This window comes from Vibrio metschnikovii CIP 69.14 (assembly GCF_000176155.1).
In the GTDB taxonomy this organism is placed as follows: Bacteria; Pseudomonadota; Gammaproteobacteria; order Enterobacterales; family Vibrionaceae; genus Vibrio; species Vibrio metschnikovii.
Map to the genome: position 1 here is coordinate 299,602 of NZ_ACZO01000007.1, position 25,333 is coordinate 324,934.

24 protein-coding genes, 2 tRNA genes and 1 pseudogene are annotated in these 25,333 nt (G+C 44.5%); 13 read left to right on the top strand and 14 right to left on the bottom strand.

Features of this window, described 5'->3' with window-relative positions; all coding sequences use genetic code 11:
* Positions 1 to 61: 61 nt before the first annotated feature.
* Positions 62 to 253: a DUF2986 domain-containing protein gene (locus VIB_RS13100; protein WP_004396688.1), complete on the top strand. Its 192-nt coding sequence runs from the start codon at positions 62 to 64 to the stop codon at positions 251 to 253.
* Here VIB_RS13100 and VIB_RS13105 read toward each other — a convergent pair.
* Positions 242 to 715, bottom strand: a complete 474-nt coding sequence (locus tag VIB_RS13105) for a LabA-like NYN domain-containing protein (RefSeq protein WP_004396689.1) — start codon at positions 713 to 715, stop codon at positions 242 to 244. The genes VIB_RS13100 and VIB_RS13105 overlap by 12 nt on opposite strands.
* Before the next feature lie 328 nt (positions 716 to 1,043).
* Between VIB_RS13105 and VIB_RS13110 the strand changes: the two genes are divergently transcribed.
* Positions 1,044 to 2,624, top strand: coding sequence for a BCCT family transporter (locus tag VIB_RS13110; RefSeq protein ID WP_004396690.1), 1,581 nt, complete (start codon positions 1,044 to 1,046; stop codon positions 2,622 to 2,624).
* A gap of 178 nt (positions 2,625 to 2,802) precedes the next feature.
* Here the strand turns inward: VIB_RS13110 and VIB_RS13115 are convergent.
* The 7 genes from VIB_RS13115 to VIB_RS13145 form a co-directional block, all read right to left on the bottom strand.
* Positions 2,803 to 2,876, bottom strand: a tRNA-Cys gene (locus VIB_RS13115).
* 26 nt (positions 2,877 to 2,902) lie between these two features.
* A tRNA-Leu gene (locus VIB_RS13120) sits at positions 2,903 to 2,989 on the bottom strand.
* Positions 2,990 to 3,339: 350 nt separating this feature from the next.
* Complete coding sequence (locus VIB_RS13125; RefSeq protein ID WP_004396691.1) at positions 3,340 to 3,684, bottom strand: helix-turn-helix domain-containing protein; 345 nt, start codon at positions 3,682 to 3,684, stop codon at positions 3,340 to 3,342.
* Positions 3,685 to 3,972: 288 nt separating this feature from the next.
* Positions 3,973 to 5,139 (bottom strand): D-alanyl-D-alanine carboxypeptidase family protein, encoded by a 1,167-nt coding sequence (locus VIB_RS13130; protein ID WP_004396692.1) that lies wholly within the window; start codon positions 5,137 to 5,139, stop codon positions 3,973 to 3,975.
* 232 nt (positions 5,140 to 5,371) lie between these two features.
* Positions 5,372 to 6,298, bottom strand: a complete 927-nt coding sequence (gene speB / locus VIB_RS13135) for an agmatinase (RefSeq protein WP_004396693.1) — start codon at positions 6,296 to 6,298, stop codon at positions 5,372 to 5,374.
* The gene (speA, locus tag VIB_RS13140) at positions 6,299 to 8,209 is read right to left on the bottom strand and encodes an arginine decarboxylase (protein ID WP_004396694.1); all 1,911 of its coding nucleotides are present in this window, start codon (positions 8,207 to 8,209) and stop codon (positions 6,299 to 6,301) included.
* Between the two features lie 308 nt (positions 8,210 to 8,517).
* Positions 8,518 to 9,342, bottom strand: a complete 825-nt coding sequence (locus VIB_RS13145) for a tetratricopeptide repeat protein (RefSeq protein ID WP_115152640.1) — start codon at positions 9,340 to 9,342, stop codon at positions 8,518 to 8,520.
* 578 nt (positions 9,343 to 9,920) lie between these two features.
* Between VIB_RS13145 and VIB_RS13150 the strand changes: the two genes are divergently transcribed.
* The gene (locus VIB_RS13150; protein WP_040905112.1) at positions 9,921 to 10,493 is read left to right on the top strand and encodes a mechanosensitive ion channel domain-containing protein; all 573 of its coding nucleotides are present in this window, start codon (positions 9,921 to 9,923) and stop codon (positions 10,491 to 10,493) included.
* 102 nt (positions 10,494 to 10,595) lie between these two features.
* Here VIB_RS13150 and hutZ read toward each other — a convergent pair whose 3' ends face one another.
* Together hutZ and hutX are read right to left on the bottom strand one after the other, a co-directional pair.
* Entirely contained in the window at positions 10,596 to 11,126 is a 531-nt protein-coding gene (gene hutZ, locus VIB_RS13155) for a heme utilization protein HutZ (protein ID WP_004396696.1), read from the bottom strand.
* A gap of 22 nt (positions 11,127 to 11,148) precedes the next feature.
* Complete coding sequence (gene hutX / locus VIB_RS13160; RefSeq protein WP_004396697.1) at positions 11,149 to 11,652, bottom strand: heme utilization cystosolic carrier protein HutX; 504 nt, start codon at positions 11,650 to 11,652, stop codon at positions 11,149 to 11,151.
* A 196-nt stretch (positions 11,653 to 11,848) separates the two neighbouring features.
* Here hutX and VIB_RS13165 point away from each other — a divergent pair, with 196 nt between their 5' ends.
* From VIB_RS13165 to VIB_RS13175, 3 genes and pseudogenes are all read left to right on the top strand, one after another.
* Positions 11,849 to 12,703, top strand: a complete 855-nt coding sequence (locus VIB_RS13165; protein ID WP_040905117.1) for a heme/hemin ABC transporter substrate-binding protein — start codon at positions 11,849 to 11,851, stop codon at positions 12,701 to 12,703.
* A 5-nt stretch (positions 12,704 to 12,708) separates the two neighbouring features.
* Positions 12,709 to 13,741, top strand: a pseudogene (locus VIB_RS13170) (FecCD family ABC transporter permease).
* Complete coding sequence (locus tag VIB_RS13175) at positions 13,741 to 14,520, top strand: heme ABC transporter ATP-binding protein (RefSeq protein WP_004396700.1); 780 nt, start codon at positions 13,741 to 13,743, stop codon at positions 14,518 to 14,520. Before VIB_RS13170 ends, VIB_RS13175 begins: the two are co-directional and overlap by 1 nt.
* Here VIB_RS13175 and VIB_RS13180 read toward each other — a convergent pair.
* Positions 14,517 to 14,987, bottom strand: coding sequence for a TetR family transcriptional regulator (locus VIB_RS13180; protein WP_040905120.1), 471 nt, complete (start codon positions 14,985 to 14,987; stop codon positions 14,517 to 14,519). The genes VIB_RS13175 and VIB_RS13180 overlap by 4 nt on opposite strands.
* 387 nt (positions 14,988 to 15,374) lie before the next feature.
* Between VIB_RS13180 and VIB_RS13185 the strand changes: the two genes are divergently transcribed.
* Complete coding sequence (locus tag VIB_RS13185) at positions 15,375 to 15,674, top strand: YfcZ/YiiS family protein (RefSeq protein ID WP_004396702.1); 300 nt, start codon at positions 15,375 to 15,377, stop codon at positions 15,672 to 15,674.
* Between the two features lie 127 nt (positions 15,675 to 15,801).
* The gene (locus tag VIB_RS13190; RefSeq protein WP_004396703.1) at positions 15,802 to 16,401 is read left to right on the top strand and encodes a hypothetical protein; all 600 of its coding nucleotides are present in this window, start codon (positions 15,802 to 15,804) and stop codon (positions 16,399 to 16,401) included.
* A 22-nt stretch (positions 16,402 to 16,423) separates the two neighbouring features.
* Here VIB_RS13190 and VIB_RS13195 read toward each other — a convergent pair whose 3' ends face one another.
* Positions 16,424 to 17,032 (bottom strand): hypothetical protein, encoded by a 609-nt coding sequence (locus VIB_RS13195; protein ID WP_004396704.1) that lies wholly within the window; start codon positions 17,030 to 17,032, stop codon positions 16,424 to 16,426.
* Between the two features lie 178 nt (positions 17,033 to 17,210).
* Between VIB_RS13195 and VIB_RS13200 the strand changes: the two genes are divergently transcribed.
* Positions 17,211 to 18,317, top strand: coding sequence for a 1-acyl-sn-glycerol-3-phosphate acyltransferase (locus tag VIB_RS13200; RefSeq protein WP_004396705.1), 1,107 nt, complete (start codon positions 17,211 to 17,213; stop codon positions 18,315 to 18,317).
* Between the two features lie 69 nt (positions 18,318 to 18,386).
* On the opposite strand, the gene VIB_RS13205 is transcribed toward VIB_RS13200, so the two are convergent.
* On the bottom strand, positions 18,387 to 20,210 hold the full coding sequence (locus tag VIB_RS13205) for a hybrid-cluster NAD(P)-dependent oxidoreductase (RefSeq protein WP_004396706.1): 1,824 nt from the start codon (positions 20,208 to 20,210) through the stop codon (positions 18,387 to 18,389).
* A 201-nt stretch (positions 20,211 to 20,411) separates the two neighbouring features.
* Between VIB_RS13205 and pyrC the strand changes: the two genes are divergently transcribed.
* Positions 20,412 to 21,440, top strand: a complete 1,029-nt coding sequence (gene pyrC / locus VIB_RS13210; protein ID WP_004396707.1) for a dihydroorotase — start codon at positions 20,412 to 20,414, stop codon at positions 21,438 to 21,440.
* Between the two features lie 74 nt (positions 21,441 to 21,514).
* Positions 21,515 to 22,447, top strand: a complete 933-nt coding sequence (locus VIB_RS13215) for a M14 family metallopeptidase (protein WP_004396708.1) — start codon at positions 21,515 to 21,517, stop codon at positions 22,445 to 22,447.
* 124 nt (positions 22,448 to 22,571) lie between these two features.
* Here the strand turns inward: VIB_RS13215 and VIB_RS13220 are convergent, their stop codons facing one another.
* Entirely contained in the window at positions 22,572 to 23,363 is a 792-nt protein-coding gene (locus tag VIB_RS13220) for an AraC family transcriptional regulator (RefSeq protein ID WP_004396709.1), read from the bottom strand.
* 97 nt (positions 23,364 to 23,460) lie between these two features.
* Here VIB_RS13220 and VIB_RS13225 point away from each other — a divergent pair, with 97 nt between their 5' ends.
* Positions 23,461 to 24,363: a DMT family transporter gene (locus tag VIB_RS13225; protein WP_004396710.1), complete on the top strand. Its 903-nt coding sequence runs from the start codon at positions 23,461 to 23,463 to the stop codon at positions 24,361 to 24,363.
* Between the two features lie 174 nt (positions 24,364 to 24,537).
* Positions 24,538 to 25,302: a DeoR/GlpR family transcriptional regulator gene (locus tag VIB_RS13230; RefSeq protein WP_004396711.1), complete on the top strand. Its 765-nt coding sequence runs from the start codon at positions 24,538 to 24,540 to the stop codon at positions 25,300 to 25,302.
* Positions 25,303 to 25,333: the final 31 nt, after the last annotated feature.

A 25,333-nucleotide genomic window follows, 5' to 3' on the forward strand; every position in this document is an offset into this window, starting at 1 on the left:
AGTATGCTGCGCGGCTTTAGGGCCACTTGGCCCTAAATTGATCGTCATCGAGCACAGAAGCATGAACCGTAAAAAGAAAATTAATCAAACACTACAAAAGCATCTTAAAAAGAAAAACGCCAAGCTACATGGCACCAATAAACCTCGTTATATTTCTAAAGCGGAGCGCGCCAAATTAGAAGCAGAACAAGCCGCTTTAGAAACCGTAACTACCGATGCTGAACAGCAGGCGGATAACGGATTACAGCAATAAAGCTTGCTCTATCGGAACAAATTGACTGGCGACATCAATTAAACTTTGTGCCGTCAGTCTTGGTACACCATAAACCTCAACCTTAACCTGAAAGCGCTGCTGAATACGTTCAACCAAGGGTTCAAAATCCCCATCACCGGACACTAAAACAACCGTATCGACTTGCTGAGCTAGCTCATAGGCATCAAGCGCAATTCCCACATCCCAATCTCCTTTCGCACTGCCATCACTACGTTGAATAAAAGGCTTTAGCATCACTTCAAAACCTACACCGCGTAAAATATGATGAAATTGCCGCTGTTGAGGCTCTTTACTGGCAATCGCATAAGCGTTCGCTTTAAATACGTGACGGCCTTGAGTCACTTGTTGCCAGAACTGGTTATAATTAAAGTGACGCCCGTATCGCTCTCGACAGGTGTAATAAACGTTTTGTACATCAACCAAAATGGCAATTTTTTCCATCTCATCCTGCTTATTTTATCAAATTCAACATAGCCCCAATGACTTGGCGTTTTCGGAAATACGAGAGCGGACTATCAACAATCGCACTTCGTCCACCGATGATGCAAACTTTACCACAGCGAACAATGTTCACTCACATAAAATAAGCAACTATTTTAGTATTTTAAACAGCATAAAAATTTATAAATTTGACTTTAAAACAAAATTGTCGCTATTATCTGCATCGAAAAATGATTTGTACTCTAATCATTTATTTACCTTTTGACGTATTCATCACTTGTCTACACGTAGACGAGTGACGAATGCGAAGCACTTGTTGAGTCATCGTATGCAAAACGCTTTTAACAAATACAGCATTGAAACGACCGATTACCATGTCGGTAGAGACAATGTACAAAAATGGGGATTTGATGTTCATAATCCTGTCTTCGGTATTAGTGCCGGATTCATTCTACTGTTTCTTATCTCCATCATCTGGGTCGGTCCGGAGATAGCCAAATCTGCACTCGACACACTTAAAAATGGCATTATTCAACATTTTGATGCCTATTTCATGTGGATAACCAATTTCTTCCTGCTCTTTGCTATGGGATTAATGATCTCCCCTTTAGGTAAAATTCGCCTTGGTGGACGAGACGCAACCCCTGATCATTCCAGAATATCGTGGCTATCGATGCTTTTTGCTGCAGGCATGGGCATCGGTTTATTATTTTGGAGTGTCGCTGAGCCAACCGCTTATTATACCAATTGGTGGGGAACGCCCTTTAATGTCGAGGCTTATACACCAGAAGCAAAATCTCTTGCCATGGGTGCAACGTTATTTCACTGGGGGATTCACGGATGGGCGATTTATGCGATTGTCGCCTTAGCATTAGGTTTTTTCTCTTTTAATAAAGGCCTCCCACTCTCCATTCGTTCCGTGTTTTATCCTATTTTTGGTGACCGTGCATGGGGCTGGCTCGGTCATATTATTGATATTATGGCCGTATTAGCCACTTTATTTGGTTTAGCGACTTCATTAGGCTTAGGCGCTCAGCAAGCCACAAGTGGTATTAACTACGTGTTTGGTACCCAAGGTGGGATCGGGATGCAATTTGCCGTGATTGTCTTTGTGACCTTGATTGCCATCATCTCAGTGGTACGCGGTATCAATGGCGGCGTTAAAGTATTGAGTAATATCAATATGGCTTTTGCTCTCGCTTTATTGATTTTTATTATCAGTGTTAGCTTTAATACCACGCTACAATCGATTCCTGCGACCTTCATGGCTTACGTAAAAAACATTCTTCCCCTAAGTAATCCTCATGGTCGTGATGATGAAATCTGGATGCATGGTTGGACGGTCTTCTACTGGGCTTGGTGGATATCATGGTCACCTTTTGTCGGCATGTTTATTGCGCGGGTATCACGAGGCAGGACGGTACGTGAATTTATTCTTGCGGTGGTATTTATTCCAACCTTACTGATCATCGTTTGGATGTCAGTGTTTGGTGGGATCGCTTTAGAGCAGGTCTCTAACCAAATCGGAGAGCTAGGCACACATGGATTAACCGATATTTCGTTAACATTATTCCATGTCTACGAGCAATTACCGCTCGGTAACGCCTTATCGCTGATCTCGATCGTACTGATCCTGATCTTTTTCATTACTTCAGCCGATTCTGGTTCTCTGGTCATCGATAGTATTACCGCAGGAGGAAAAGTGGATGCTCCGGTATTACAACGTATATTCTGGGCAACGGTTGGTGGTTCAATTGCTGCCGTACTACTTTGGGTTGGGGGTTCAGAGGCGCTACAAGCGCTGCAATCCGGCGTCGTCGCCACAGCTCTGCCTTTTAGCTTTGTATTGCTACTGATGTGTGTAAGCTTAATCAAAGGATTAAGAACCGAGCAAGCGCTTTACTCTTAATCCATCTGATCAAAATAAAAAAGCCAGCCACGATTAATGGGCTGGCTTTTTTCTAATTGGAATATCCGCACTCAATATCATTAAGTTAAATAGAGAGATTAATATCGCGGCGATATAAATGAAAAATTAGAAACAACGGAGACAAAAAAACCAGCATCTAGGCTGGTTACTTAAAATATGGAGGCGCGTCCCGGAGTCGAACCGAGGTTCACGGATTTGCAATCCGCTGCATGGCCACTCTGCCAACGCGCCTTTGTATCAGTTTCTATCTTGGCTGATGGTGCCCCGGGCCGGACTTGAACCGGCACGACTCGAAAGTCGAGGGATTTTAAATCCCTTGTGTCTACCAATTTCACCACCAGGGCAACGCAAATTGCGGTATGGCAACACCATCTGCTCTTTCGGGCTTTGCCCTGAGAACGAGGCGTACTTTACCGTATTCCTCAGCAAGGTCAATAAAAAAATGTGATTTATCAATCAAGTGATCAATAAATGAACCATGCAGTATAATAGACAACCGAACCGAACAAAGTTCAAACACCGAGTAGGCTTTATTCTCTAGATTGATGCTTTAAAATAAAAGTAAGATTTCTGCATTACTTGATGATGATGGGGCCAACCACATCATCTCACCCCTCAGCATTGCAGCCTCAATGTATTAGCCCATCAGAATTTTTTTAATTTTTAGACTACCGGACCTTATTCTTTACAACCATTAAGCATAATGAACATATTCAATAATCACTTGATTACCTTCTATTGACACATGCTGAATATCACCATCAATGATCACACGACTGGTTAAACTGATCGCTTGCTGATTATAAGCAGCCGCCGTTTTTAAACTTGGTATCACCATATGGGGTTCAATATGCAAATGTCGACAAAACTGGCTAATAAAAGTCATCGACAAAGGACTATCACCGCGCAGAAGTTGAGAAAACTCTACTTGGGTTAAGTTGAGTCGTTTCGCCATCTGCATCTGAGTTAAATGCATTTTGGCTTTTTGTGACATCCATACGTTGTATAAGGCTTGGCGGTCTTCAGCGCTAAACTCCATTATTTATCCTTTAACGAGTGCAACAGGTAATCATTGCACAGGATGACAAAAAGGCTCCGTGATGATGTCAGTGGGAAGTTAAGGTCTGTTTAAATTTATTTAACTTAATTTTTAATATCACTCGGCCGCTGGCGATAGCTAGCTCATTAAATACATTGATCAAGCGATAAATAGGATGAGCGAGCACTAGAGATATCGATAACCTAACCTCCTTTGCATCACCATACATAGAAAAGAGACACAGCAGAGAAAAAATTTCTCTGCTGTGTCATTCATGATGAAGGGATTTTAAAACCAGCTTGCGAATAAACGTTTGATTCTATCTAAGGTTCGTTTAAACCAACCGCCTTGCTCAACGCTTTCTAAAGCCACCAAGGAAGCTTCACCGACCTTGCGATCATCGACTTGATAAATCACTTTACCAACAATATCACCTTTTTGGATCGGAGCTTGTAAATCCTTATTCATTTCGATCAAGCCACTGAGCTTAGGTAACTCACCTTTAACCACAGTTAAATAGGTTGTCTCAGCGACCCCAACAGGTAACTGATCTTTTTTGCCCATCCACACTCTCGCCTGCTCAATCGGCTCTCCAGCTTGATGAGGCGCTATGGTTTCAAAGAAACGGAAGCCATAGCTTAGCAACTGCTTACTATCGGCTTCTCGGCCTTTAGCGCTATTGGAACCCATAACCACTGAGATTAACCGCATGTTACCATTGGTCGCCGAGGTGGTTAGACTAAAACCAGCCCCGCTAGTGAACCCAGTCTTCATACCGTCAACATTCATGCTCCGATCACGTAATAAACCATTACGGTTATATTGAGTGATGCCATTATAAGTAAACGACGTTTCACTATAGAGCGGGTAAATTTCCGGTAGATCACGAATAATCGCTTGCGCCAGCTTAGCAATATCATAAGGCGTACTGTATAGACCTGAGCTGTCTAAGCCATGAGGATTAGTAAACGCCGTGTTAGTTAGCCCAAGCGTTGCAGCCCAAGAATTCATTAAATCAACAAACGCATTTTCAGAGCCCGCTACGTGTTCTGCGATAGCCACACTCGCATCATTACCAGATTGAACAATCAAGCCGCGATACAAATCCATCATATTGACTTTGGTACCGACCTCAATAAACATTTTTGAGGAATCGGGAAAGTTTCTCGCCCATGCTCTTTGGCTAATCACCACTTGATCATCAGGGCTAATGTTACCCCGCTTCATTTCTTGTCCGGCAACGTATGACGTCATCAGTTTCGTTAAACTCGCTGGATTCAATTTATTATGAGCATTATGTTCAACTAAAACCGTACCCGTATGGTAATCCATCAAGACATAACCTTTCGCAGAAAGCTGCGGAGGATTGGGTACCACAATCGGTGTTGCATCACTTACCAGGGGAATAAAAGACAAGCACGTCGCAGAAACGACAATAGACTTGATATTTTTCATAACTCGCATCCCAAAATCAAAGAGAAAAATAGTATAACTAACTGACTAGATTACCCTGTTTTTCTTTACTCACTCTTACAGTAGTGTAAATGAACGTAACAAGCCTTCCCATACTTAACCACTGGAAAAGCGAAAAGTGCCAATAATTCGTCTTTATCACTGAGAATGTGTGCGTTAGTTAACAAAAAACCGAGTCTGTTGACTCGGTTTGAAAGTAGATGCGCCAAACCACTTAGGCTTTATTTTGATTGGCTGACCATACATACAGCAATTCTAGTGCGATGGTAGCCCCCGCTAGCGCGGTCATTTCACTTTGATCGTAGGCCGGAGCGACTTCAACCACATCCATCCCGACTAAGTTGATACCTTTCAATGCACGAATAATTTTCAAAATTTTATCGGTGTTCAGTCCGCCACACACGGGTGTACCAGTACCTGGAGCAAATGCAGGATCGAGGCAATCAATATCAAAGGTTAAATATACCGGTTTGTCTGCAATGATAATGCGAATTTGCTGCACAATCTCTTCCACCGACATATCGTTGGCTTGCATAGCATTGATAACATTAAAACCATGCCCTTCTTGCTTATACTCAGTGCGAATGCCAATTTGCACCGAATGTTTAGGGGAAATCAATCCCTCTTTCGGTGCATGATAAAACATCGTCCCGTGATCATAAGCACTGCCATTGGCATAAGTATCAGTGTGTGCATCAAAATGAATCAGCGCCATTTCACCGAACTGCTTAGCATGAGCACGCAAAATCGGTAAGGTCACAAAGTGATCGCCTCCGAGAGCCAACAAGGTTTTACCATTTTTGATGATTTCACCCGCAGCCGCTTCAAGGCGATAGGTAAAATCTTCCGCATCGCCACAATCGAACACTAAATCACCAGCATCAATCACTTTCGTCTGGGCAAATAAGTTGAAATCCCATGGGAATTTTTTTCCTTCCCAAGCAAGATTCACTGAAGCACGACGAATCGCATCTGGCCCCATACGAGCGCCAGAACGACCTGAAGTCGCCATATCTAACGGCACACCCAGTACGACCACATCTGCATCGCTATCAATCGGGTTTCTCACATACGGACGACGGACAAAAGTCATCGCATTGGAGTAGAGTGAATAATCAGTTTTCGTAAACAAATCATTCATTTAAAAATCCTCTAAATAAGTATAACCACTCAAGCCTTGCTCTAGCTCTGCTAAAACAATCTCTTGCTCTGCGGCCGCCACACGTTGGCTGACCAATTGACGGTAATTAGCACGAATCGCATCAACATCAATATGCACATAGCGCATCATGTCTTCTACGGTATCGCCTTCATTGATCGAGGTAATTTCCGCATCTCCGCTGTCAGTAATATTGACCACCACACTGTGGGTATCACCAAACAGGTTGTGCATATCACCCAAAATCTCCTGATAAGCACCCACTAAGAAAAAGCCCATTAAATACGGTTTATCCTTTGACCAAGCCGGTACCGGAAGGGTAGTTTCAATCCCCTGCCCCTCAACGTACTGCTCAATCGCACCGTCTGAATCACAGGTGATGTCTAGCATGACGGCACGGCGATCTTCAACATTTTGTAAATCGGACAAAGGAAGCACAGGGAACACTTGATCAATACCCCATGCATCCGGTAATGATTGAAATAAAGAGAAGTTGACAAAGAATTTGTCCGCTAATCTTTCTTGCAGTTCATCAAGAATGGGGCGATGGAAACGGTTCTTAGTGCTCATTTTCAAGCGTAATTCATAGTAAATACGCAGTGAAAGCTGCTCAATCCATGCACGGTGTTGTAAGTTGATCACACCCGAAGCAAACAGAGTATGCGCTTCTGATAAATCACTTTGCGTATCATTATAAATTTCAATTAATGCACGTGCATCGGTACCTTCACGTAAGGTTTCCCAACTACGCCACATATTTTGCATCAGCACCGGCGCATCCGTTTCTGGCTCGCTGATCTGCTCAGGCATATACGCTTCAGTACCAATAACATTGGTAATCAACACCGCGTGGTGAGCGGTGATTGAGCGACCGGATTCAGAGATAATGATCGGTTTCGGTTGCTCATACAGATTACACATATCGGCCACAACATTGACAATGTTACGTGCATATTCTTGTAAACCATAGTTCATCGAGTTCGATGATTGGCTTCGCGTACCATCATAATCAATCGCTAAACCGCCGCCGACATCAAAGTAATCGATCTGCGCACCAAGCTCTCTGAGCTCACAATAAAAACGAGCAGCTTCATTGACCCCATTACGTACGTCACGAATGTTGGCCATTTGTGAACCTAAATGGAAGTGCACCAGTTGCAAAGCTTCAAGTTGATTTTCAGCTCGCAGACGCTCGACCACTGTTAACACTTGTGAAGCTGCTAAACCAAATTTGGATTTTTCACCGCCACTGGATTGCCATTTACCCGCCCCTTGCGACGCTAAACGAATACGGAGCCCTAGACGAGGTTTCACGCCAAGACTCTTGGCTTCTTTTAGGATCAGGTCGAGTTCTGAAAGCTTCTCCAAGACGATGAAAACTTTGTGACCTAATTTTTCACCGATTAACGCTAAACGAATGTATTCGCGATCTTTATAACCATTACAAACGATCACTGAACTGGCTTGTTGCGCCATCGCTAGCACGGCGAGCAACTCGGGTTTACTGCCTGCTTCAAGGCCCAATTGCTTAGTTTCGAGTTCAGCTTGACTGGCTAATATTTCGTCCACTACTTCTTTTTGTTGGTTCACTTTAATCGGATAGACCAACAAATATTTATTAGGGTAATCACACTCTTCAATCGCTTGATTAAAAGCGTCACAAATATTGTGCACACGTTGGTGCAGAATCTGTGGGAAACGAACCAATACCGGAAGATTAAGATTACGAGCTTCAAGTTGTTTGACTATCGAGCTCAATGCGGTCGGATGAGCATTATCCTTTCTTGGTGACACGGTCACTTCACCATGGTCATCAATGCCATAAAAACCTTGGCTCCAATAATGAACATTGTAGTCCGCACGAACACGATCTAATTTGGATGATTTTTCCACTTGATATCTCACAAAAACAGAGAGAATGTAGTGACAGCCACATCATGCCATCACACCTGACACCCTAAATGTCACGCGCTTTATCGGTGAAAAGAGAGGGTGTGTCTAATGATAATAATTTGTCGTTAAGACAAGCTTTAGTTATGGCTAGCACCAATGAGCAAAAATCATAAAAACCTCCGTATTCCATCGCTCCATAGACAGTCAATGAACGCCTTTCATCGATTAGAGAAGCCTGAGCCATTTGGTTGTTAAATCGCCAAAATTATCCAAATCGCTATCGCGGCTTTAAGTACCAAAGGACAATCTTAATTGTGGTTGATTAACGCATTGAAGTTTTTGTTACTGTACAGCGATTCAAAATCGGGCTCTTCAAGAATTAAATCGCGCATTGAAGGGCTTATCTCTATCGCCCGTTGAATATCTTCCAACGCTTGTTCATCTGCGCCTAAACGAGCATAAGCACACGCGCGCTGATACAACGCTGGCCCGTTATCGTCATCGAGTTCTAACACTCGGTTACATAAACTCATCGCCCAGTGATATTCTTGCATTTCCATAACGGCATCAGCTTTATAGGTTAACGCTTCGAGATCGCCAGGACGAATTTTGAGGATTTCGTCATACACTTCAATTCGCTGTTCTGCCGTCTGCACACTTTGCGATCTCAGCCATAAATTATGGATCTCATTAATCACTTCAATTTCACGGTTATTGTCAGTGATAATCCGGCTTTTGCGCTTTAAATCTTGCTCTAAAGCGACAAACTTACGTTCATATTCTTGAGCGATTTTATTAATGCTTTTATCGGCCATCTCCCGAGTATTATGTTTTACTTCACGCAGCGATTGCCAACCAATTAAAGCCACTAAAGAAGCCACACCAGCAATGACATAGAAAAAGTAAGTCACGGTAACATTAGAATAACTCAGTGACCGATCGGCGACGGACAATTCACGGTCGGTAATTTGAATGGTTAAGCGACGTTCTAAATCTTGTTGATCCTGACGTAATGCTCTCAATTCATCGAGGATGTAACGTTCGACTAATGGCCTATCCAAAAGTGACGATTCTGAATATGGCGGCTCACGATCTTCCTGTGCCCAAGCGACTGACCCTATCAGCATCACCATGGCAAAGATTATTCGGTAAATGTGTCGCACGTACTACGCTCCTTACTGTTTTACTGCCACGTTTCGTTTAGCGGTTGATTTGGCTTACAGTGATGTAGATATTAACGGCATGATTTCGACTTTCACATGATCATCAGAATCATAGAAATACACACCCTGTTCATCCACCACTCACCTTATATGACTTAGAGATGCCAATGGAAAAGATTTCAACTCAAAGCATCAAAAACCAAAAAACAGGCATATTTTTTATAATTAAGCACCAACATTAACAAATTTAAGTCAAAAAATCATCAAGGTGCTTAAAAGGCAGCATGAAAAGTGTTTCGAACTCTATCAATACTTCCTTTATCCTGCCTCCACGAAAAGAATTCGATTGAAATTCCGTGTATTTCAGTTATTTTCACTGCCATTTAATGGGGTCATCCTAAATCACTTGTCGTGGCAGGTAGGCGGCAGGTAAGAGTCGAGCATGACTCTCATCATCTCTATAAACATAGATAGATAAACCATACGTTGGAGAGCAATGAACGTAGCCAGCATCGCTGCGTTTCAAGTAGGAAGAGGATAACTGTATTATGCAAGTGCTTTCTTTATTACAAGATAACTACCAATGGGCACTCTCTGTGCTCATCTTACTGCTCTATCCTAAACTGGTTTTTTTGAGTTTGCGGATATTGGATAAAACCGTTGGGCAACGGGAAGATAGTGACCGATTACAGCGGGTTAAATGGCTACTCAAAACCTCGCTTTTTGTGATGATTCTCTTAGGGATCATGATGATCTGGGGGATCGAACTACGTGGGCTGTTGGTGATCGGCTCTTCGCTGTTTGCTTTGATCGGGGTGGCTTTATTCGCAAGCTGGTCTTTACTCAGTAATATTACCTCCTTCTTAGTGCTGTTTATCCAAAATCACTGCCGAATCGGATCTTGGGTAAAAATCATCGATGGGGGTAATTTTATCGAAGGACGATTGGTAGATATGACGCTATTTAATGTCGTACTCGAAACCTTAGACGGTAATCGAGTTCTCTATCCGAATAATTTATTTATTGTTCGTCCAGTTGTGGTTCTCGCTAAAGCTCCCGAAAAAAGTGCCAAAAAAATACAAAAAAAACAATTACCGAGAATAACCACGTCGAATCATTGATGAGGACTCATCACTACATTGATCAAAGGCTGAATAATCAGCCTTTGATGTCCAAACTGTGTATCGCCGAACGACTCGGCGTTAGCAACTATGCATTAGCACCTACGCGTTAGCGATTTGTCGATGCCCTTCTTCAAGATGAACAAAATCAACCAGATCATCCCCTGACACTTGATACGCTTGCCCAAAACCTTTCACAAACAATCCATGCTCTGGCTTTAAGCAAAATAGTGAGAAGTCTTCAAGTTGACTGAGGTTATCAATAATGTCACCAAACCGCTGTTGCATTTGTTCAATCACCTGTTGCCATAGTGGAGAGTGACGTTCAACCATACTGGCCTGTGCATCAAACGTTAACCGCTTACGAGCAAACAGCTGTTTAGCCGTCGATTCATCTTCAATCATCATGATCGATACTTGAGGGTTGACCGCTAAATTACGCGCATGACGCGCAATATGAGAAATCAGAATAAAGTAGCCTGCTTGATTTTGTACAAAGGGAGCATAACTTACATTTGGTTTACCTTGTGCATCAACCGTCGCGAGCTGTAATGTCGTGCGCTGTTGACGAAACTCTTTAATTTCTGGCTCTAAACGGCCTTGTAGTCTTTCTTGTTTAACTTGCTGTTCCATTGACGTTCTCCTTACCAGGCGATTATTTAAATTGTTGTTGCATCGTTTGAAAACGATCGACCTGCTGAGCGATAAGCTCTCGCTTGTCATCGCGGCCTAAATAAATCTTAAAAATAGAATCCCCCTGCTGAGTGAAAAAACCAAAATAGTGGCTCTCTCGCCCCATAAAAGGTTTACTGACCAAAGCAACGTGATCAATCAACTCTAATTTTAAGTGGCCATGAAGTTGGCCTGGTTGCCCCAACAAGTTGTAGTAACCACGCGCCATTTTACCCTTAGGTAACGGGGCTTTGATTTCAAAAATAGAGCCAAATGACTGCACGATAGTGGTCACGTTTGTCCCCCAATCAGCAATCTCCGTTAATACCATCTGCGCATCATCACCCGAGAGCAGGGTAACCATTTCGCTAGGAAAAGCAGACACGACAGCAAATTCACTCACGCCTAAACGTTCAGCAATCTGTGCTGGGAGTAATGCGGGCTCATCATTTAATAACTGCGCCACTTGGTGTGATAATTGTTCCATTTTGTTATCCAATACAATTACGTGAGTACCTCAACGCGGCTAAGAATAATTAGACACAAACGATAATGCAATTGATAATTGATATTGTTTGTATTATGAGTAATAATTTGCGCTCTTGAAACCAGAAATAGCCAATACCGCGGCAGCTTCACGTAGGCTGGGTATAACGTGGCCCATTTAGTTAATGAGCAGCATTATGAAATTGTCCATACCTTTTATTCGGCGACTTGCCAGTGTTTTATTCCTCTTGTGCGCTCATCATTTATCGGCAGCGGAGCGTGTGATCAGTGCAGGGAGCAGTGTTACTGAACTTATCTTTGCGTTAGGTGGACAAGATCAGCTCATTGCGGTTGATGTAACCAGCAATGAACCGCGCACGCGTGAATTACCTCAAGTGGGTTATCACCGACAGCTCTCGGCAGAAGGCTTGTTAGCGTTGAATCCAACCCAATTAATTGGCTCAGAGGAAATGGGACCAGAAAGTACCCTACGCCAGCTACGCTCTGCAGGTGTCAAAGTCAATATCATCAACAGTGATCCTCATCCGCAAGGTTTGCTTGAACGTATCGACCAAATCGCCCAGTTAATTGACCGCCAATCGGTAGCGAAAACATTAAAACATCAAGTGAATGGGACATTAGAGCAACTTAAAGAGGGACAGCCTGATCAATCGCCACTCAAGGTGCTATTTTTACTGCTCCATGAAGGGCGAGCAGCCAACGTCGCGGGCTCAAATACCATTCCTGATACGCTGATCACTTTAGCTGGCGCTCGTAATCCTGCTGCGGAGATGATTTCAGCCTATAAACCCTTATCGATGGAAGCGCTGATCACCATGCAGCCAGACGTTATTTTGGTCAGCGGCCGTAGCTATGATCAGCTCGGCGGAGCAGAGGCGATTCTAGAAGCACTGCCGATGTTAAAAGCGACACCTGCGGGTATCCATCAACGCATCATTACCATTGATGGTCATGCACTCGTCGGCGGCGTCGGCCTGAAAACCATTCAAGAAGCACTGCGTTTGCAAGCGCTGCTCTATCCAAAGGGATAATAGCCGTGTTACGTCATGTGCCTATTCATCTATTACTTATTGCCTTAGCGCTAAGTTTGGGAATATTAAGTTTAGCTTCCATTACCGTTGGACCTATGTCGATCAGTTTTCGAGATAGCCTATATAGCTTACTATTTCGCTCTGATGATATTGCGACTCATATTAATCTGGTTATTCACCAAATTCGTCTCCCACGCACTCTCCTGTGTTTATTGGTTGGCGCAATATTAGCGCTCTGCGGGGGTTGTTATGCAGGGCTTGTTTCGTAACCCTCTCGCTGAACCAGGGATCATTGGGGTATCTGCAGGTGCGTCATTAGGCGCAGCGCTCGCCATTGTATTACTCGCCTCTTTTGAATTGAATGCCACATGGATGAACATGTTCACGCTCCCCTTGTGTGCTTTTATCGGCGGAGTATTAACAACGTTACTGGTTTATCGACTAGGCACCAGTCAATTGGGAACTTCAGTGACCATCATGCTATTGGCTGGCGTAGCGATCAGTGCGCTTTCTGGGGCAGGGATTGGCTATTTAAATTTTCTGGCTGACGATCAAATGCTGCGTGATCTAACCCTATGGTCGATGGGTTCATTTGCTGGCGCTAATTGGCCACAAATCTATTTGTGTCTATTCGCACTGGGAATATTAGCTTATTGCTTTCATCGTCGAGCGATGGCACTGAATGCGCTTTTGCTGGGTGAATCGGAAGCTCGCCACCTAGGTATTGGCACTCAGCAACTCAAGCGAGCGCTGATCATACTCTGCGCCGCAGGCGTTGGTATCACGGTCAGCGTGGCTGGGATGATTGGTTTTGTCGGCTTGGTCGTGCCCCATTTAGGGCGTATGCTCGTTGGCCCTGATCATCGATATTTATTACCCGTCTCCGCTCTCCTTGGTGCATTATTGCTGACTTGCGCCGATATGTTTGCCCGAGTTGCGGTTGCACCAAGTGAATTACCGATCGGGATTGTCACAGCACTCGTCGGTGCTCCCTTTTTTCTCTATTTACTGTTTAAACAAAAAGGGAAACTGTTTTAATGCTTACTCCAGCGATTCAAGCGCATCACTTAACGGTCTGTTTTCATTCAAAATCGATATTAAAAGATATCAATCTTGAACTCCATCATGGCGAAGTCACTGCTTTACTTGGTCCTAATGGTGCGGGGAAAAGTACCTTATTGAAAGCGTTAAGCGGCGAGATTGACACCCACTCTCACATTCGTTTCTTCGGCCAACCTCGCGAAAACTGGTCAGCAAAGACCTTAGCAAAACATGTCGGTATTTTACCGCAAAGTAGCTCGTTAAACTTTCCATTCACAGCTCAAGAAGTGGTCGAACTTGGTGCGATCCCGCTTGATATTGGTCATCGACAAACTCGGCAATTAGCGCGTTATTATATGCAAAAGACAGATGTTTTACCGTTAGCTAATAGGCTCTATCCTGAACTCTCAGGCGGAGAAAAACAGCGTTTACATTTAGCAAGAGTGCTCACCCAACTGCATCAATCCGGTGCGCAAAAAGTCTTAATGCTTGATGAACCAACTTCTGCATTGGACTTAGCTCACCAACACAAAACCTTGCTTATCGCTCGTCAGTTAGCTCGTGAAGAACAATGTGCCGTCGTGATTGTCTTACATGATTTGAACTTAGCGGCGCAATACGCCGATCGGATGATAATGCTCCATCAAGGACACATTGTCTGTGATGCTCCACCGTGGCAAGCTCTGAGCGCCGAGATGATCAAGCAGATCTATGGTCATGATTCGATGATAGCACCACACCCAACGTTAGATTTTCCGATGGTCTACCCAGTTTAATCAAGCTCACTCATCGCAATGATCGATTTACCAATCAACCACTCTAATTGTTGGCGACTCTGTGGTCCCCATTTGTCATCAACCAGCTTATAAAGCCGAGTCATCATTTGCGCTGAAAAAAACTCGGCACGCTCCGCCATGACCACATGTTGAAACAATAAACGCAGTGTTGCCATAAAAGCCGGAGTTGTGCGCAGCGCCTTCAACCAGCTTTCTGCAAATTCATTCAACCCTTGTTCTAGCTCTAAATGTTCCGTGAATTGGTGAAAAATTTTGCTTTCTAACGCTAACGCAAAATCGGTTTTCTTGGGGAAGTGATGACTAATACCCGTTCTCGAAACCCCAGTCTGCTGACTTAATGTGGTATAAGACATTTTGTCGTATCCCAACCTGAGCAGTTGATCGATAACGGCATCCATAATTCTTTGAATCGTAATTTCAGTATCTTCTTTACTACGTTTTGGCATGGCTCATGCTCTTCATCAAAGGGTGATTATTCGGCTAGATAGTTCAAAGACTGTTGTTCTTGCGAGGTTAAATAGTCAGCAAACCGTCGGGATCATCTTACAAAGTCTTAATGAAGACAATGAAACCGGTAGCATTATGACAAAAAACTGTCACTCATTCGCACAAACTCTTGACGCATATCACAAGATATTGCCACGTACTCATCGTTCATCTACGCTTCACTGACTACTCAATCATAGTATGAATAATTGATTTATCTAGATTATGCCCAGATAACCACTTCAACTGATATCAACATTAACCAATTCCATCGCAAGCGGATATTAAGTGGTAAGCAACATCATAGCAGGCTAAAATAGCCTTAGTTTTTATAAGAGGATAATGAGATGACCAATCAATGCTACGTAGAAGATGAAGTATGTGAAGCCTGTGGTGTTGCCGGAGAAATGGGATTTATCATTAAAGAAGGTGACGAAGTTGCCGAAGTCACCATTTTTGCGACCGAACAAGATTTACTTCAACAAGAGTTTGATAAATACCTACAACTCGCTCAACAAGTGTGTGCCAACGTTGAATATCAAATTCTTCCTACTCAAGAAGCCAATAAACTGCATGCTCAATTCAAGTTTGAAGTCAGTGCGGAAAAGTTGATTTTTGAGCTTAAGTCGCGTTCATTATTCCGCTAAAGTGCTCAGGTGAGCGATCACTCGCTCGCCTGATACCCGCAGCAATACAAAGGTACAACCATTCATTGAAAATCCGCAGCATTAGACCGATACTTTTACCGTGGTCACCAATACAAGGATGTCAGCCATGCGGCGCTGGTTACTGGGTGTATTGAGCTTACTATGCGCACTGCCTTTGCTCGCCATCCCTCTTGATTATTATAAAATACTCAACCATTTGGATAATTATGGTAACCTCAATTTACGCAATAAACCTTATACTGAATTGCCTAATGGCCTTGAAGTCAAAGGCAACCTTAATATTGCGCAAACCTCGATTAAACGTCTGCCTCCTCAACTTCGCGTAGAAGGCAGTTTGGAAGCGAGTAATAGCCAACTGCAACGTATCCCTCGCGGAACCTTTATTCGTGGTTATGCGAATCTACTCGGCTCACAAATCACCCGTTGGCCTGCTGGCGTTAATGTCGGAGGGTACATCAATTTGACCGATACCCCGCTTGAGCAGCTACCGCCAAGGTTGGTCGTTAAGGGAGATCTAAGCGTCGTCAGAACCCCGCTAACCGAACTTCCAGAAGGCTTGGTCGTTCAAGGTGATCTGTATATTGGCGGCTCCCAGATCACCCGTTTTCCAGACACCATGACGGTCAATGGCAACATCTTTTTAGGAGGGAATCAGATTCAACAATGGCCGACCAATCTTACCTTAGGCGGAGCCGTCGCCCGATAAGGATTAGCTTGGCTGAAATGAATTAAGGTTGCTCACCTAAAATCAATTGACACAGTTGTTGATACTGTTCAACTTGACTGGCAAATAGAGTCTCAATAATTAGCGCTTCTTTTACCCCTGATAGACGGCGCTTTCGTGCCTCACGCACCAATAATGCCAAATGATACTCTTTACTGATCCCAAGATGGCTGTCTGGCGTCCATTGACTCAATACTTGGCTTAAACCGGTGAGTTTGAGTTTGGGTTCAAAGTTTTGTACTTCATACTTCAGCACTTGCAATAAATGAGGATACACTGGAGTTGTAGAGACAGGCTGTTGTAAGCGTTGTAAAATACTGCTGCTCAAGTCATTGTGTCTAATCGTTCCAGCCTGCGAAGGAAACGGACAGCGCAAGCGCACTGAAAAATCCACTCGTGTGATTTGAGTATTCGGAAAAAAAGTTAATGCACACAAGCAATCGATGGGGATCCATAATGCTTGGTGGGCTTCTATGGCGTATTCATGTTTGCCAAGTCGAAATAAGACTAAACCGTGATTCACTTGGATTAAGCTATGCTTACTCGTTCGTTTTCGCGCCGTCACTTGCAAATAAGGAAAAGTACAAGTTTCAGATTGAATCGCGTAGTTCATGGTTGGCCTCATGCATTTTAAGGGCGCTAAGAGTAACGCTTCTTGATAAAAAAGCCAACTGAACTGAACCTTATCAGACTGATTCTGGTCTGACCTTGTAAATTATGTGCTTATGATAGCTGCGAGTCACTCAGAGTATGCGTAGAATAGGCGAGCTTTTTATTTGATGTACAATACTATGACCTCAACCAACGATCCTTATTTAGATATACGTCCTTATAATGACGATGAAATTCCTGCGGCGCTTGACCGTTTAATCAATGATGAAGAATTTATCTCGGCGATTTTGCAGCACCGTTTTGCTCACCAACCTGCTTGGCTCAGACCACTATTGAGCCCTATCGTAAAAATCTATTTGAAATTTAAGTGGGCCAAACTGACTTCGGTTGAAGCCATTCAGCTAGAGGTAAAGAAATATCTCGATCAAACCTTGGAACATACCACCAATGGCGTTACTTATAGTGGGCTTGATCAATTAGATAAAAATCGCTCTTACCTTTTTATCTCTAATCATCGCGATATCGCCATGGATCCTGCGTTAGTTAATTATGGTCTGCATAAAAGCGGCCATCGAACGGTACGCATTGCGATTGGCGATAACTTATTGAAGAAACCCTGTGCCACGGAATTAATGCGTCTGAATAAAAGCTTTATCGTGCAACGTTCTGCTAAAGGACCGCGCGAAATGATGAAGATGCTCGGTACGCTATCAGGCTACATTAAGCACTCGCTGGAGACGGGCAACTCGATCTGGATCGCCCAGAAAGAAGGACGGGCCAAAGATGGTAACGATTTTACTGATGCAGCGATTTTAAAAATGTTTCATGTCGAAGGACGTAAACAAAAAGTTGATTTTGCTGAATATATGCAATCACTTAATATTGTACCGGTATCAATTGCTTATGAAAATGACCCTTGCGACGTCGCCAAAGCACGCGAACTGTATGAAAAAGCGACTCACGGCCAATACCAAAAAGCCGAATTTGAAGATATTGAAAGCATTATTCAAGGGATTGTTGGCGAAAAAGGACGAATCCATGTTGCCTTTGGTGACGTAATTAGCGAGCCTTTTGCTACTCCAGAAGCCTTAGCCGATGAAATTGATCGCCAAATTCACGCTAATTATCGTCTCTATCCAATCAACTACTTGGCGGCGAATGTCGACCACGAGGAGATACAGGATGAGCATAAAGTGCAACTGGAAGCGAAGTTAGCTCAACTCCCTGTTGATGCTCAACGTTATTTGCTCGACAGTTACGCCAATCCTGTACGCAATAAAGCTTAATTGTTGTCCACTTAATCGAGCCACTCCTGACATTTCAAGAGTGGCTTTTTCTTTTGGCCTGTCGCCGATTTATGAGCTTATTACTTCAATATCGGTTTCAGGAACACTGCAACACGCCAATACTTTACCAAGATGGCGTTCATGATCGGGCAAAGCCAATGACTCCGGTTGTTCAACACGACCCGACTGCACCGTCACTTTACAAGCGCCACAAAAACCTGCGCGACAACTGTTGGCCACTTTTAAACCCGCTCGCTCGGCTTGCTCAAGCAACGTGGTCTGGTTATCGCCTTGAAACGCCTTTCCATCGAGTGTGATGGTGAGGGGCTGATACGCTCGATTAACCGATGGTGTCACCGTAAAGACCTCCTGGTGATAAGCCGTTTCTGGGACACCCAGTTTCAGCAACAGGTTTTTCGCTTTTTGCATAAATCCATCTGGCCCACAGACAAAAACCTGCCTCTGTATCACATTCTCTATTTTTTTGAGATGAGATAAGGATAGGCGTCCTTTTAAAGCAGGCCAATCGATAGAAGGCTGAGTCAAACTGATCATCAGCGTTAAGCCCGAATGAGCAGAGCGTAAAGCGTCTAGCTCATCACGAGCGGGAATATCGGCTTCACTACGGCATTGGTGATAAAATACAATATCTTGCATCATTTGGTGGTCCGCTAAATAACGCAGCATCGATAACATCGGCGTAATGCCACTGCCCGCAGACAAGAATAATAGCGGCTGAGATAAATGCTCATCGCGCAAATGAAAATTTCCCTCAACAGATTGGGCGACTAAACTCTCCCCCACCTGAAGATGTTCCAATAACCAATGAGACACTTGCCCACCATCGATCGCCTTAACGGAAATCGCTAAACGCCCCGGCCGAGAAGGGCTTGAAGAAAGCGTATAGCGACGATGATGCACTTTACCGTCAATAATCACTTCAATCGGTAAATGTTGGCCGGGGAAATACTCGGGGAAATCACTGCGTTGTGGCTCTAACCAAAAAGTCACAAAATTATTGGCGATAGTCTCGCGTTCAACGCAACGCATTTGATAGTGGCGCTGTCCTTGGTCAAGGTAGTGCTCTTTTTCTTTGTATTCCAAGACTTCGATCGGATCATTAACCGAGATCATTCCTTCATTTTTGGCAATCAAGTTTTGACCGAAAAACACGCCGCCGCGTTGATTGGCGCGAAATTGAGCTAAGGTTCTTAACGGTTCCGTACTGGGGCGAAACTGCCCCGTACTCATATCAACCGTGGTCAAAATACAGCGTTCACAGGGTTTGACCAGTTCAAATTCAACCTGACCAATTCTGATCCGCTTCCAGCTATCTTCGATGAAAGGCTCACCGCCAGAAACGACCAAGTTGGTTCGAAATTGCGTCATGCTATGTCGCTCTGGGCTACGGCGGTTCAACTCATCCAACGACGCTTGGCTAATTAATAACAGGGGATAACCATCAGCAAAGCTGACATTGCTGCCGACTTTCTCGCGTACTCGATTGGACTGCTCACCTGTAAAGAGTAATTCAACCCGCTGACCCAACGCAGCACTGAACCAATCATCCGCTTCGTCGGTGGTGGTATAAGCGGTAAAATTATCATCCCAGACTTGAGCCTGCGCCACTTGGCGTTTAAACGTACTATAACGCAGCGTTAAGGGCTCACGACCTGGCGCAGTAAAAATCAATCCATCGGCGGTTAATGCTGAGCGAATCGCCACCATAGCTGGGTACTTTCGCGCCGTTACCATACTGCCATCCGCCAAAGCAACCATGAAACGGCGATCAAACATCAACCCTTGTTTTTCAACCCAAGCCGTAGACAGCGATAAACCTGCCGTCGATTTGACGGGATAAATACTAATTTGTGAAAGCTGCACAGCCGACATGGTGATTCCTTATTGGTATTTTTATTGACGCTAAGCCTAACGGAAAAGCGAGGGAAATAAAAAGCCGAAAACAAAGAAAAAGATGATATTAAACCACTTTTCCTCTATCATCCTGTCGCCTAAACGGAAGCGTTTGCGTCATAAGTACGTGAACATGGTTTAGGCTCCAATCATTCAACTTTTCCATGGTGGGAGCAATTCATGACAACCTTTACCCTGACTCGTCCCGACGACTGGCATGTTCATCTACGCGATGGTGATGTTTTACAAGATACGGTTCGAGACATTAGCCGCTATAACGGACGTGCACTGATCATGCCCAACACCGTCCCACCAGTCACCACGACTGATATGGCTCTTGCCTATCGTGAACGCATCTTAGCGGCTAAACCTCGCGCTCACTTTCAACCCTTAATGACTCTGTATCTCACCGACAATACTTCGCCTGATGAAATCCGTAAAGCCAAAGCATCCGGTGCGATTGTAGCGGCGAAACTTTACCCAGCCGGTGCGACTACCAACTCTGACTCTGGTGTCACTGACCCGAAAAAAATCTACCCAGTTCTACAAGCGATGCAGCAAGAAGGATTACTGTTATTGGTGCATGGCGAAGTAACGACACAGGATGTCGATATCTTTGATCGCGAAAAGACCTTTTTAGAGACCGTATTAGCGCCTATCGTCAACGACTTCCCAAACTTAAAAATTGTCTTAGAACACATTACGACCGCAGAAGCCGTCGCCTTTGTCAAACAAGCTGGGGAGAATGTCGCCGCGACGATCACCGCACATCACTTACTGTTCAATCGTAACCACATGTTGGTCGGCGGCATTCGTCCACATTTCTACTGTTTACCAATACTCAAACGAGCAACCCACCAAGACGCCCTAGTTGCCGCGGCCACCTCTGGCAATAAAAAATTCTTTTTAGGCACTGATTCCGCGCCCCATGCACAAGGCCAAAAAGAGTCCGCGTGTGGCTGCGCAGGATCATACACCGCGCACGCCGCTCTTGAGCTGTATGCCGAAGTGTTTGAGAAACAAGCTAAGCTTGAAAACCTCGCCGCATTTGCCAGTCATAATGGGCCTGATTTTTATGGCTTACCCCGTAATACGGATACTGTGACGTTAACTAAGCAAGCTTGGTCCGTGCCTAATACGATGCCGTTTGGCAACAACATGGTCGTTCCAATACGAGCTGGTGAATCTATTCACTGGACGGTGAAATAAACCGAGACACCAATTGCAGTACCCGCTTATAACGCTTAAGCTCATGACTTTTCTAACTCTCATTAGGGAAAGTCATGACTACTGCTTATCGTTACCCCATTGGCACACGCGGTCAACCATGGACCGAACAAGAACGTCAGGCTTGGCGTGCACAAACTAAGATTCAGCGCCCTTATCAAGCGGTGGTGGAGGCGATTAATGCTTTATCGGAGCAATTTTGTGTTGAGCAATACGGCGCACTGTCTTACGACCCTGAGCGATATCCGCTGCTGTGTGTTAAAACTCAGCCTTGGCATACGGATAAACCAACCCTTTTAGTCACTGGCGGAGTACATGGTTATGAAACCAGTGGTGTTTTTGGTGCTCTACAATTTTTAACCGAACAGGCTTACCGCTACGCGGAACAGATGAATATTGTCGTAGTTCCTTGCGTCAGTCCTTGGGGGTACGAAACGATTCAACGCTGGAACCCCAATGCGTTAGATCCTAATCGTTGTTTTTATCCAAACAGTCCAGCAGAAGAGTCGGCTTCCCTGATGGCGCTGGTCGACAAACTACCGGCGATACTTGCCCATATTGACTTGCACGAAACCACCGACAGTGATGAAAACGAATTTCGCCCCGCATTAGCGGCGCGCGATGGTGTCGATTATCAGCCGGGGCATATTCCTGATGGCTTTTATACGGTAGGAGACAGCGAGAATCCGCAGTTGGATTTTCAAGCTGCAATTATTGAGTCGGTACGCCAAGTCACTCACATCGCGCCCGCCGATCAACAAGGTGAGATTATTGGCTCACCGGTTATCCAAGAAGGGGTAATTGTTTACCCAGTAAAAGAACTCGGCTTATGCGCTTCAGTCACAAATAGCCAGTACTGCTCAACCACCGAAGTGTACCCAGACAGTCCACGGGTCAATAGTGACGACTGTAATGCGGCTCAAGTGGCAGCGATCGTGGGCGCTTTAAACTATTTATACCCAAAAACTATTCATACCCAAGCGACTTGAAGTTGCAGGTAAGCGGCAAGTGAGTGAATCCCCATGAGCATAGGCAAATCATGTGATTGGGGTGAACGAACGTAGCCAACACTGCTGCCACTTCAAGTCGGAAGCGGATACTGGCTTGATAAGCTTAAGACAGCAATCGGTTCTTATACTGCTCCGGCGTTTGTCCGGAGTATTTTTTAAACATACTAATAAAGGGACTGGCCTGATTGTAGCCCAAGGTTAATGCTACTTCTTTGACCGATTGTCCATGACGCAATAACTCCATCGAATGCAAATAACGCACTCGCAATCGCCATTCGGTAAAACTCATGCCTAATTCTGCCTGACAATAACGGGCTAACGTTCGCTCGGTAGTATGGATACGCTGTGCCCATTGCGAAAGTGTTGTTTCATCGGTTGGATTTTCTTCAATCGCTTTGAGTATCGGCGACAAATATTTGTGATGACTAGAAGGCAGGAAATGGTGCTGCGTCTCCTGCGTGGCTAATTGATCGAGTAACACTTGTACTAAACGCTGATCTTCACGACGGGTTGCGACACTCACTGAGCGCTGACGAAAGTCATCAATGATCGCCGAAACAATCGGGGTGACTTTAATTAGACTGGTTTTTTGTGGGAAACCTTCGGTCATTTCAGTCGCAATATTTAACGAACAGTACGCTAACGGACGTCGGTTATAACTTTTATGGCGGATCCCTGCGGGTACCCAAATAGCCAGATGGGGCGGAGCCAAAAAACGTACTTCTTCTGCCTCCATCTCAAGAATACCTCCGGAAATTAACTGCACTTGCCCCCAAGCATGGCTATGCTCTCGAGTCTCCGTATTAGAAAGAAAAGCCTCAAAATTCATGAATACTGCTGACGGAGCCTGCTCAATAGACAGGGAGGGATGAAGGTTTCTGCTGCGTTGATTCAAACTTGTCTTCCTATCGCTCAAAGTGTCTTTTTAAAGATATATATAATCATAGAGACCTGTCAAACTATAGCCAACAATAACCGACTCTGAGGCAGCGATGATTTATTTTCTCCCTTTGTTCACCGTGCTGATTTGGGGTGGCAATACCATTATCAATAAGATGGCCGCCAGTACCATAGAGCCAAGCGCAATGAGCTTTTATCGCTGGTTGCTCGCGATGCTGATCTTAAGTCCTTTTTGTTTACCAACCGTTATTCGGCAGCGTCACATCATTCAGCCCTATTTGCCCAAGCTCGCTGGCCTAGCATTACTGGGCATGGTGTTGAATCAATCTTTAGGCTATTACGCGGGATTAACCACCAGCGCTTCAAATATGTCACTCATCACCTCATTGGTGCCGCTATTGAGTGTGTTTATTAGCGTTCCCTTGCTCAATAAACGCATTTCTGGCTTGAGTATTACTGGAGGTCTGCTGTCATTGGTCGGTCTTGCATTAATGCTCGGTCAAGGCGATGTGTTATTTTTCCTTCATCAATCGATCACTCCCGGAGACGGTTTAATGGTCTTGGCGGCGCTGGTGTATGCTTTGTATTGCGTACTGCTCAAACGCTGGAAGATGCCACTAAGTAGCTGGACGATCATCTACTTACAAGGCGTATTAGCCGTATTCATGCTGATTCCATTATGGTTGACCAGCGAACAACTTCTGCCTACCGAAGGGTCATTGCCACTCATCGCTTACGCTGGTATTGCCGCTTCACTGCTTGCACCATGGATGTGGGTAAAATCGATTGATGCCATTGGTGCCGATTCATCGGCGATGTTTATGAATTTATTGCCAGTGGTCGCTGTGACATTAGCCGCCACCTTGTTGGGTGAATACATTCATCAATACCACTTCATCGGCGGTTTAATGGTCATTAGCGGAGTCATTTTATCCCAAGTACGCATTCGACGTCGTTCGACTTTAGAACCGATAGAAAAAGCCTCAACACCATAAACCACAGCCAACGGTTCGCTCAACGAACGTTGGTCGATGGAACCAATATTCATGTTCGTTTTGTGTGAAACGAAGCTTAAAACGAACCAAAAACACGAATAATTTGCTCTCGTTGATTGAATTTAGTCCATTAAACCGTACACTTAGCGCACTTCAACGTATAAGGATAGGCCTGTGAAAGCGGTTAAACGTCATCAAGAAATCATTGAACTGGTGCAAACCCAAGGGTTTGTGAGTACTGAAGAACTGGTCGAACGATTTAATGTGAGCCCGCAAACCATTCGTCGAGATCTTAATGAGTTAGCCGATGCTAACCAACTCCGTCGAAATCATGGCGGAGCCACCATCGCCACCAGTTCGGAAAACTCCTCCTACCATACTCGTCAGGTAACCTCGCAAGCGGAAAAAGAAAAAATCGCCGCGGCTTTAGTCAAACATATTCCTGATGGCGCAACGCTGTTTATTGATATTGGTACCACGCCAGAAGCGATTGCTCGCGCCTTGATGTTAGAGCACCACCACTTACGCGTTGTCACCAACAACATTAATGTGGCGACCATTTTGATGAGTAAGCCTGATTTCAATATTATTCTGGCAGGCGGTGAAGTGCGGAATAAAGACGGTGGTGTGACCGGAGAAGCCACTCTCGATTTCATCTCTCAATTTCGGCTCGATTTCGGTATTCTGGGGATCAGTGGTATCGACTACGATGGATCGCTGCTCGACTTCGATTATCATGAAGTACGGGTCAAACGCGCGATCATCGAAAATAGCCGTTGCGTCTATTTAGGCGTTGATCACAGTAAATTTGGACGTAATGCCATGGTCAAATTAGGCACACTCGCCGACATCGATTTGATCATTACCGATCAAGCACCTCCAAAGGAAATTGAACATTTTGCCAAAGAGCACGAAGTGACTATCCAAGTTACGCTCTAAGGGTTTATCGCTGAATACTTTGCATGAGCAA

Coding starts and splice junctions, on each gene's coding strand:
- VIB_RS13125 (WP_004396691.1), bottom strand. CDS start 3,684: ATGGAGTTTAGCGCTGAAGACCGCCAAGCCTTATACAACGTATGGATG.
- VIB_RS13195 (WP_004396704.1), bottom strand. CDS start 17,032: ATGAACTACGCGATTCAATCTGAAACTTGTACTTTTCCTTATTTGCAA.
- hutX (WP_004396697.1), bottom strand. CDS start 11,652: ATGGAACAATTATCACACCAAGTGGCGCAGTTATTAAATGATGAGCCC.
- VIB_RS13100 (WP_004396688.1), top strand. CDS start 62: ATGAACCGTAAAAAGAAAATTAATCAAACACTACAAAAGCATCTTAAA.
- pyrC (WP_004396707.1), top strand. CDS start 20,412: ATGACAACCTTTACCCTGACTCGTCCCGACGACTGGCATGTTCATCTA.
- VIB_RS13165 (WP_040905117.1), top strand. CDS start 11,849: ATGAAATTGTCCATACCTTTTATTCGGCGACTTGCCAGTGTTTTATTC.
- speB (WP_004396693.1), bottom strand. CDS start 6,298: ATGAATGATTTGTTTACGAAAACTGATTATTCACTCTACTCCAATGCG.
- VIB_RS13190 (WP_004396703.1), top strand. CDS start 15,802: ATGCGGCGCTGGTTACTGGGTGTATTGAGCTTACTATGCGCACTGCCT.
- VIB_RS13105 (WP_004396689.1), bottom strand. CDS start 715: ATGGAAAAAATTGCCATTTTGGTTGATGTACAAAACGTTTATTACACC.
- VIB_RS13215 (WP_004396708.1), top strand. CDS start 21,515: ATGACTACTGCTTATCGTTACCCCATTGGCACACGCGGTCAACCATGG.
- VIB_RS13200 (WP_004396705.1), top strand. CDS start 17,211: ATGACCTCAACCAACGATCCTTATTTAGATATACGTCCTTATAATGAC.
- VIB_RS13185 (WP_004396702.1), top strand. CDS start 15,375: ATGACCAATCAATGCTACGTAGAAGATGAAGTATGTGAAGCCTGTGGT.
- VIB_RS13110 (WP_004396690.1), top strand. CDS start 1,044: ATGCAAAACGCTTTTAACAAATACAGCATTGAAACGACCGATTACCAT.
- VIB_RS13130 (WP_004396692.1), bottom strand. CDS start 5,139: ATGAAAAATATCAAGTCTATTGTCGTTTCTGCGACGTGCTTGTCTTTT.
- VIB_RS13180 (WP_040905120.1), bottom strand. CDS start 14,987: ATGCCAAAACGTAGTAAAGAAGATACTGAAATTACGATTCAAAGAATT.
- VIB_RS13205 (WP_004396706.1), bottom strand. CDS start 20,210: ATGTCGGCTGTGCAGCTTTCACAAATTAGTATTTATCCCGTCAAATCG.
- VIB_RS13175 (WP_004396700.1), top strand. CDS start 13,741: ATGCTTACTCCAGCGATTCAAGCGCATCACTTAACGGTCTGTTTTCAT.
- VIB_RS13145 (WP_115152640.1), bottom strand. CDS start 9,342: ATGGTGATGCTGATAGGGTCAGTCGCTTGGGCACAGGAAGATCGTGAG.
- VIB_RS13150 (WP_040905112.1), top strand. CDS start 9,921: ATGCAAGTGCTTTCTTTATTACAAGATAACTACCAATGGGCACTCTCT.
- hutZ (WP_004396696.1), bottom strand. CDS start 11,126: ATGGAACAGCAAGTTAAACAAGAAAGACTACAAGGCCGTTTAGAGCCA.
- VIB_RS13225 (WP_004396710.1), top strand. CDS start 23,461: ATGATTTATTTTCTCCCTTTGTTCACCGTGCTGATTTGGGGTGGCAAT.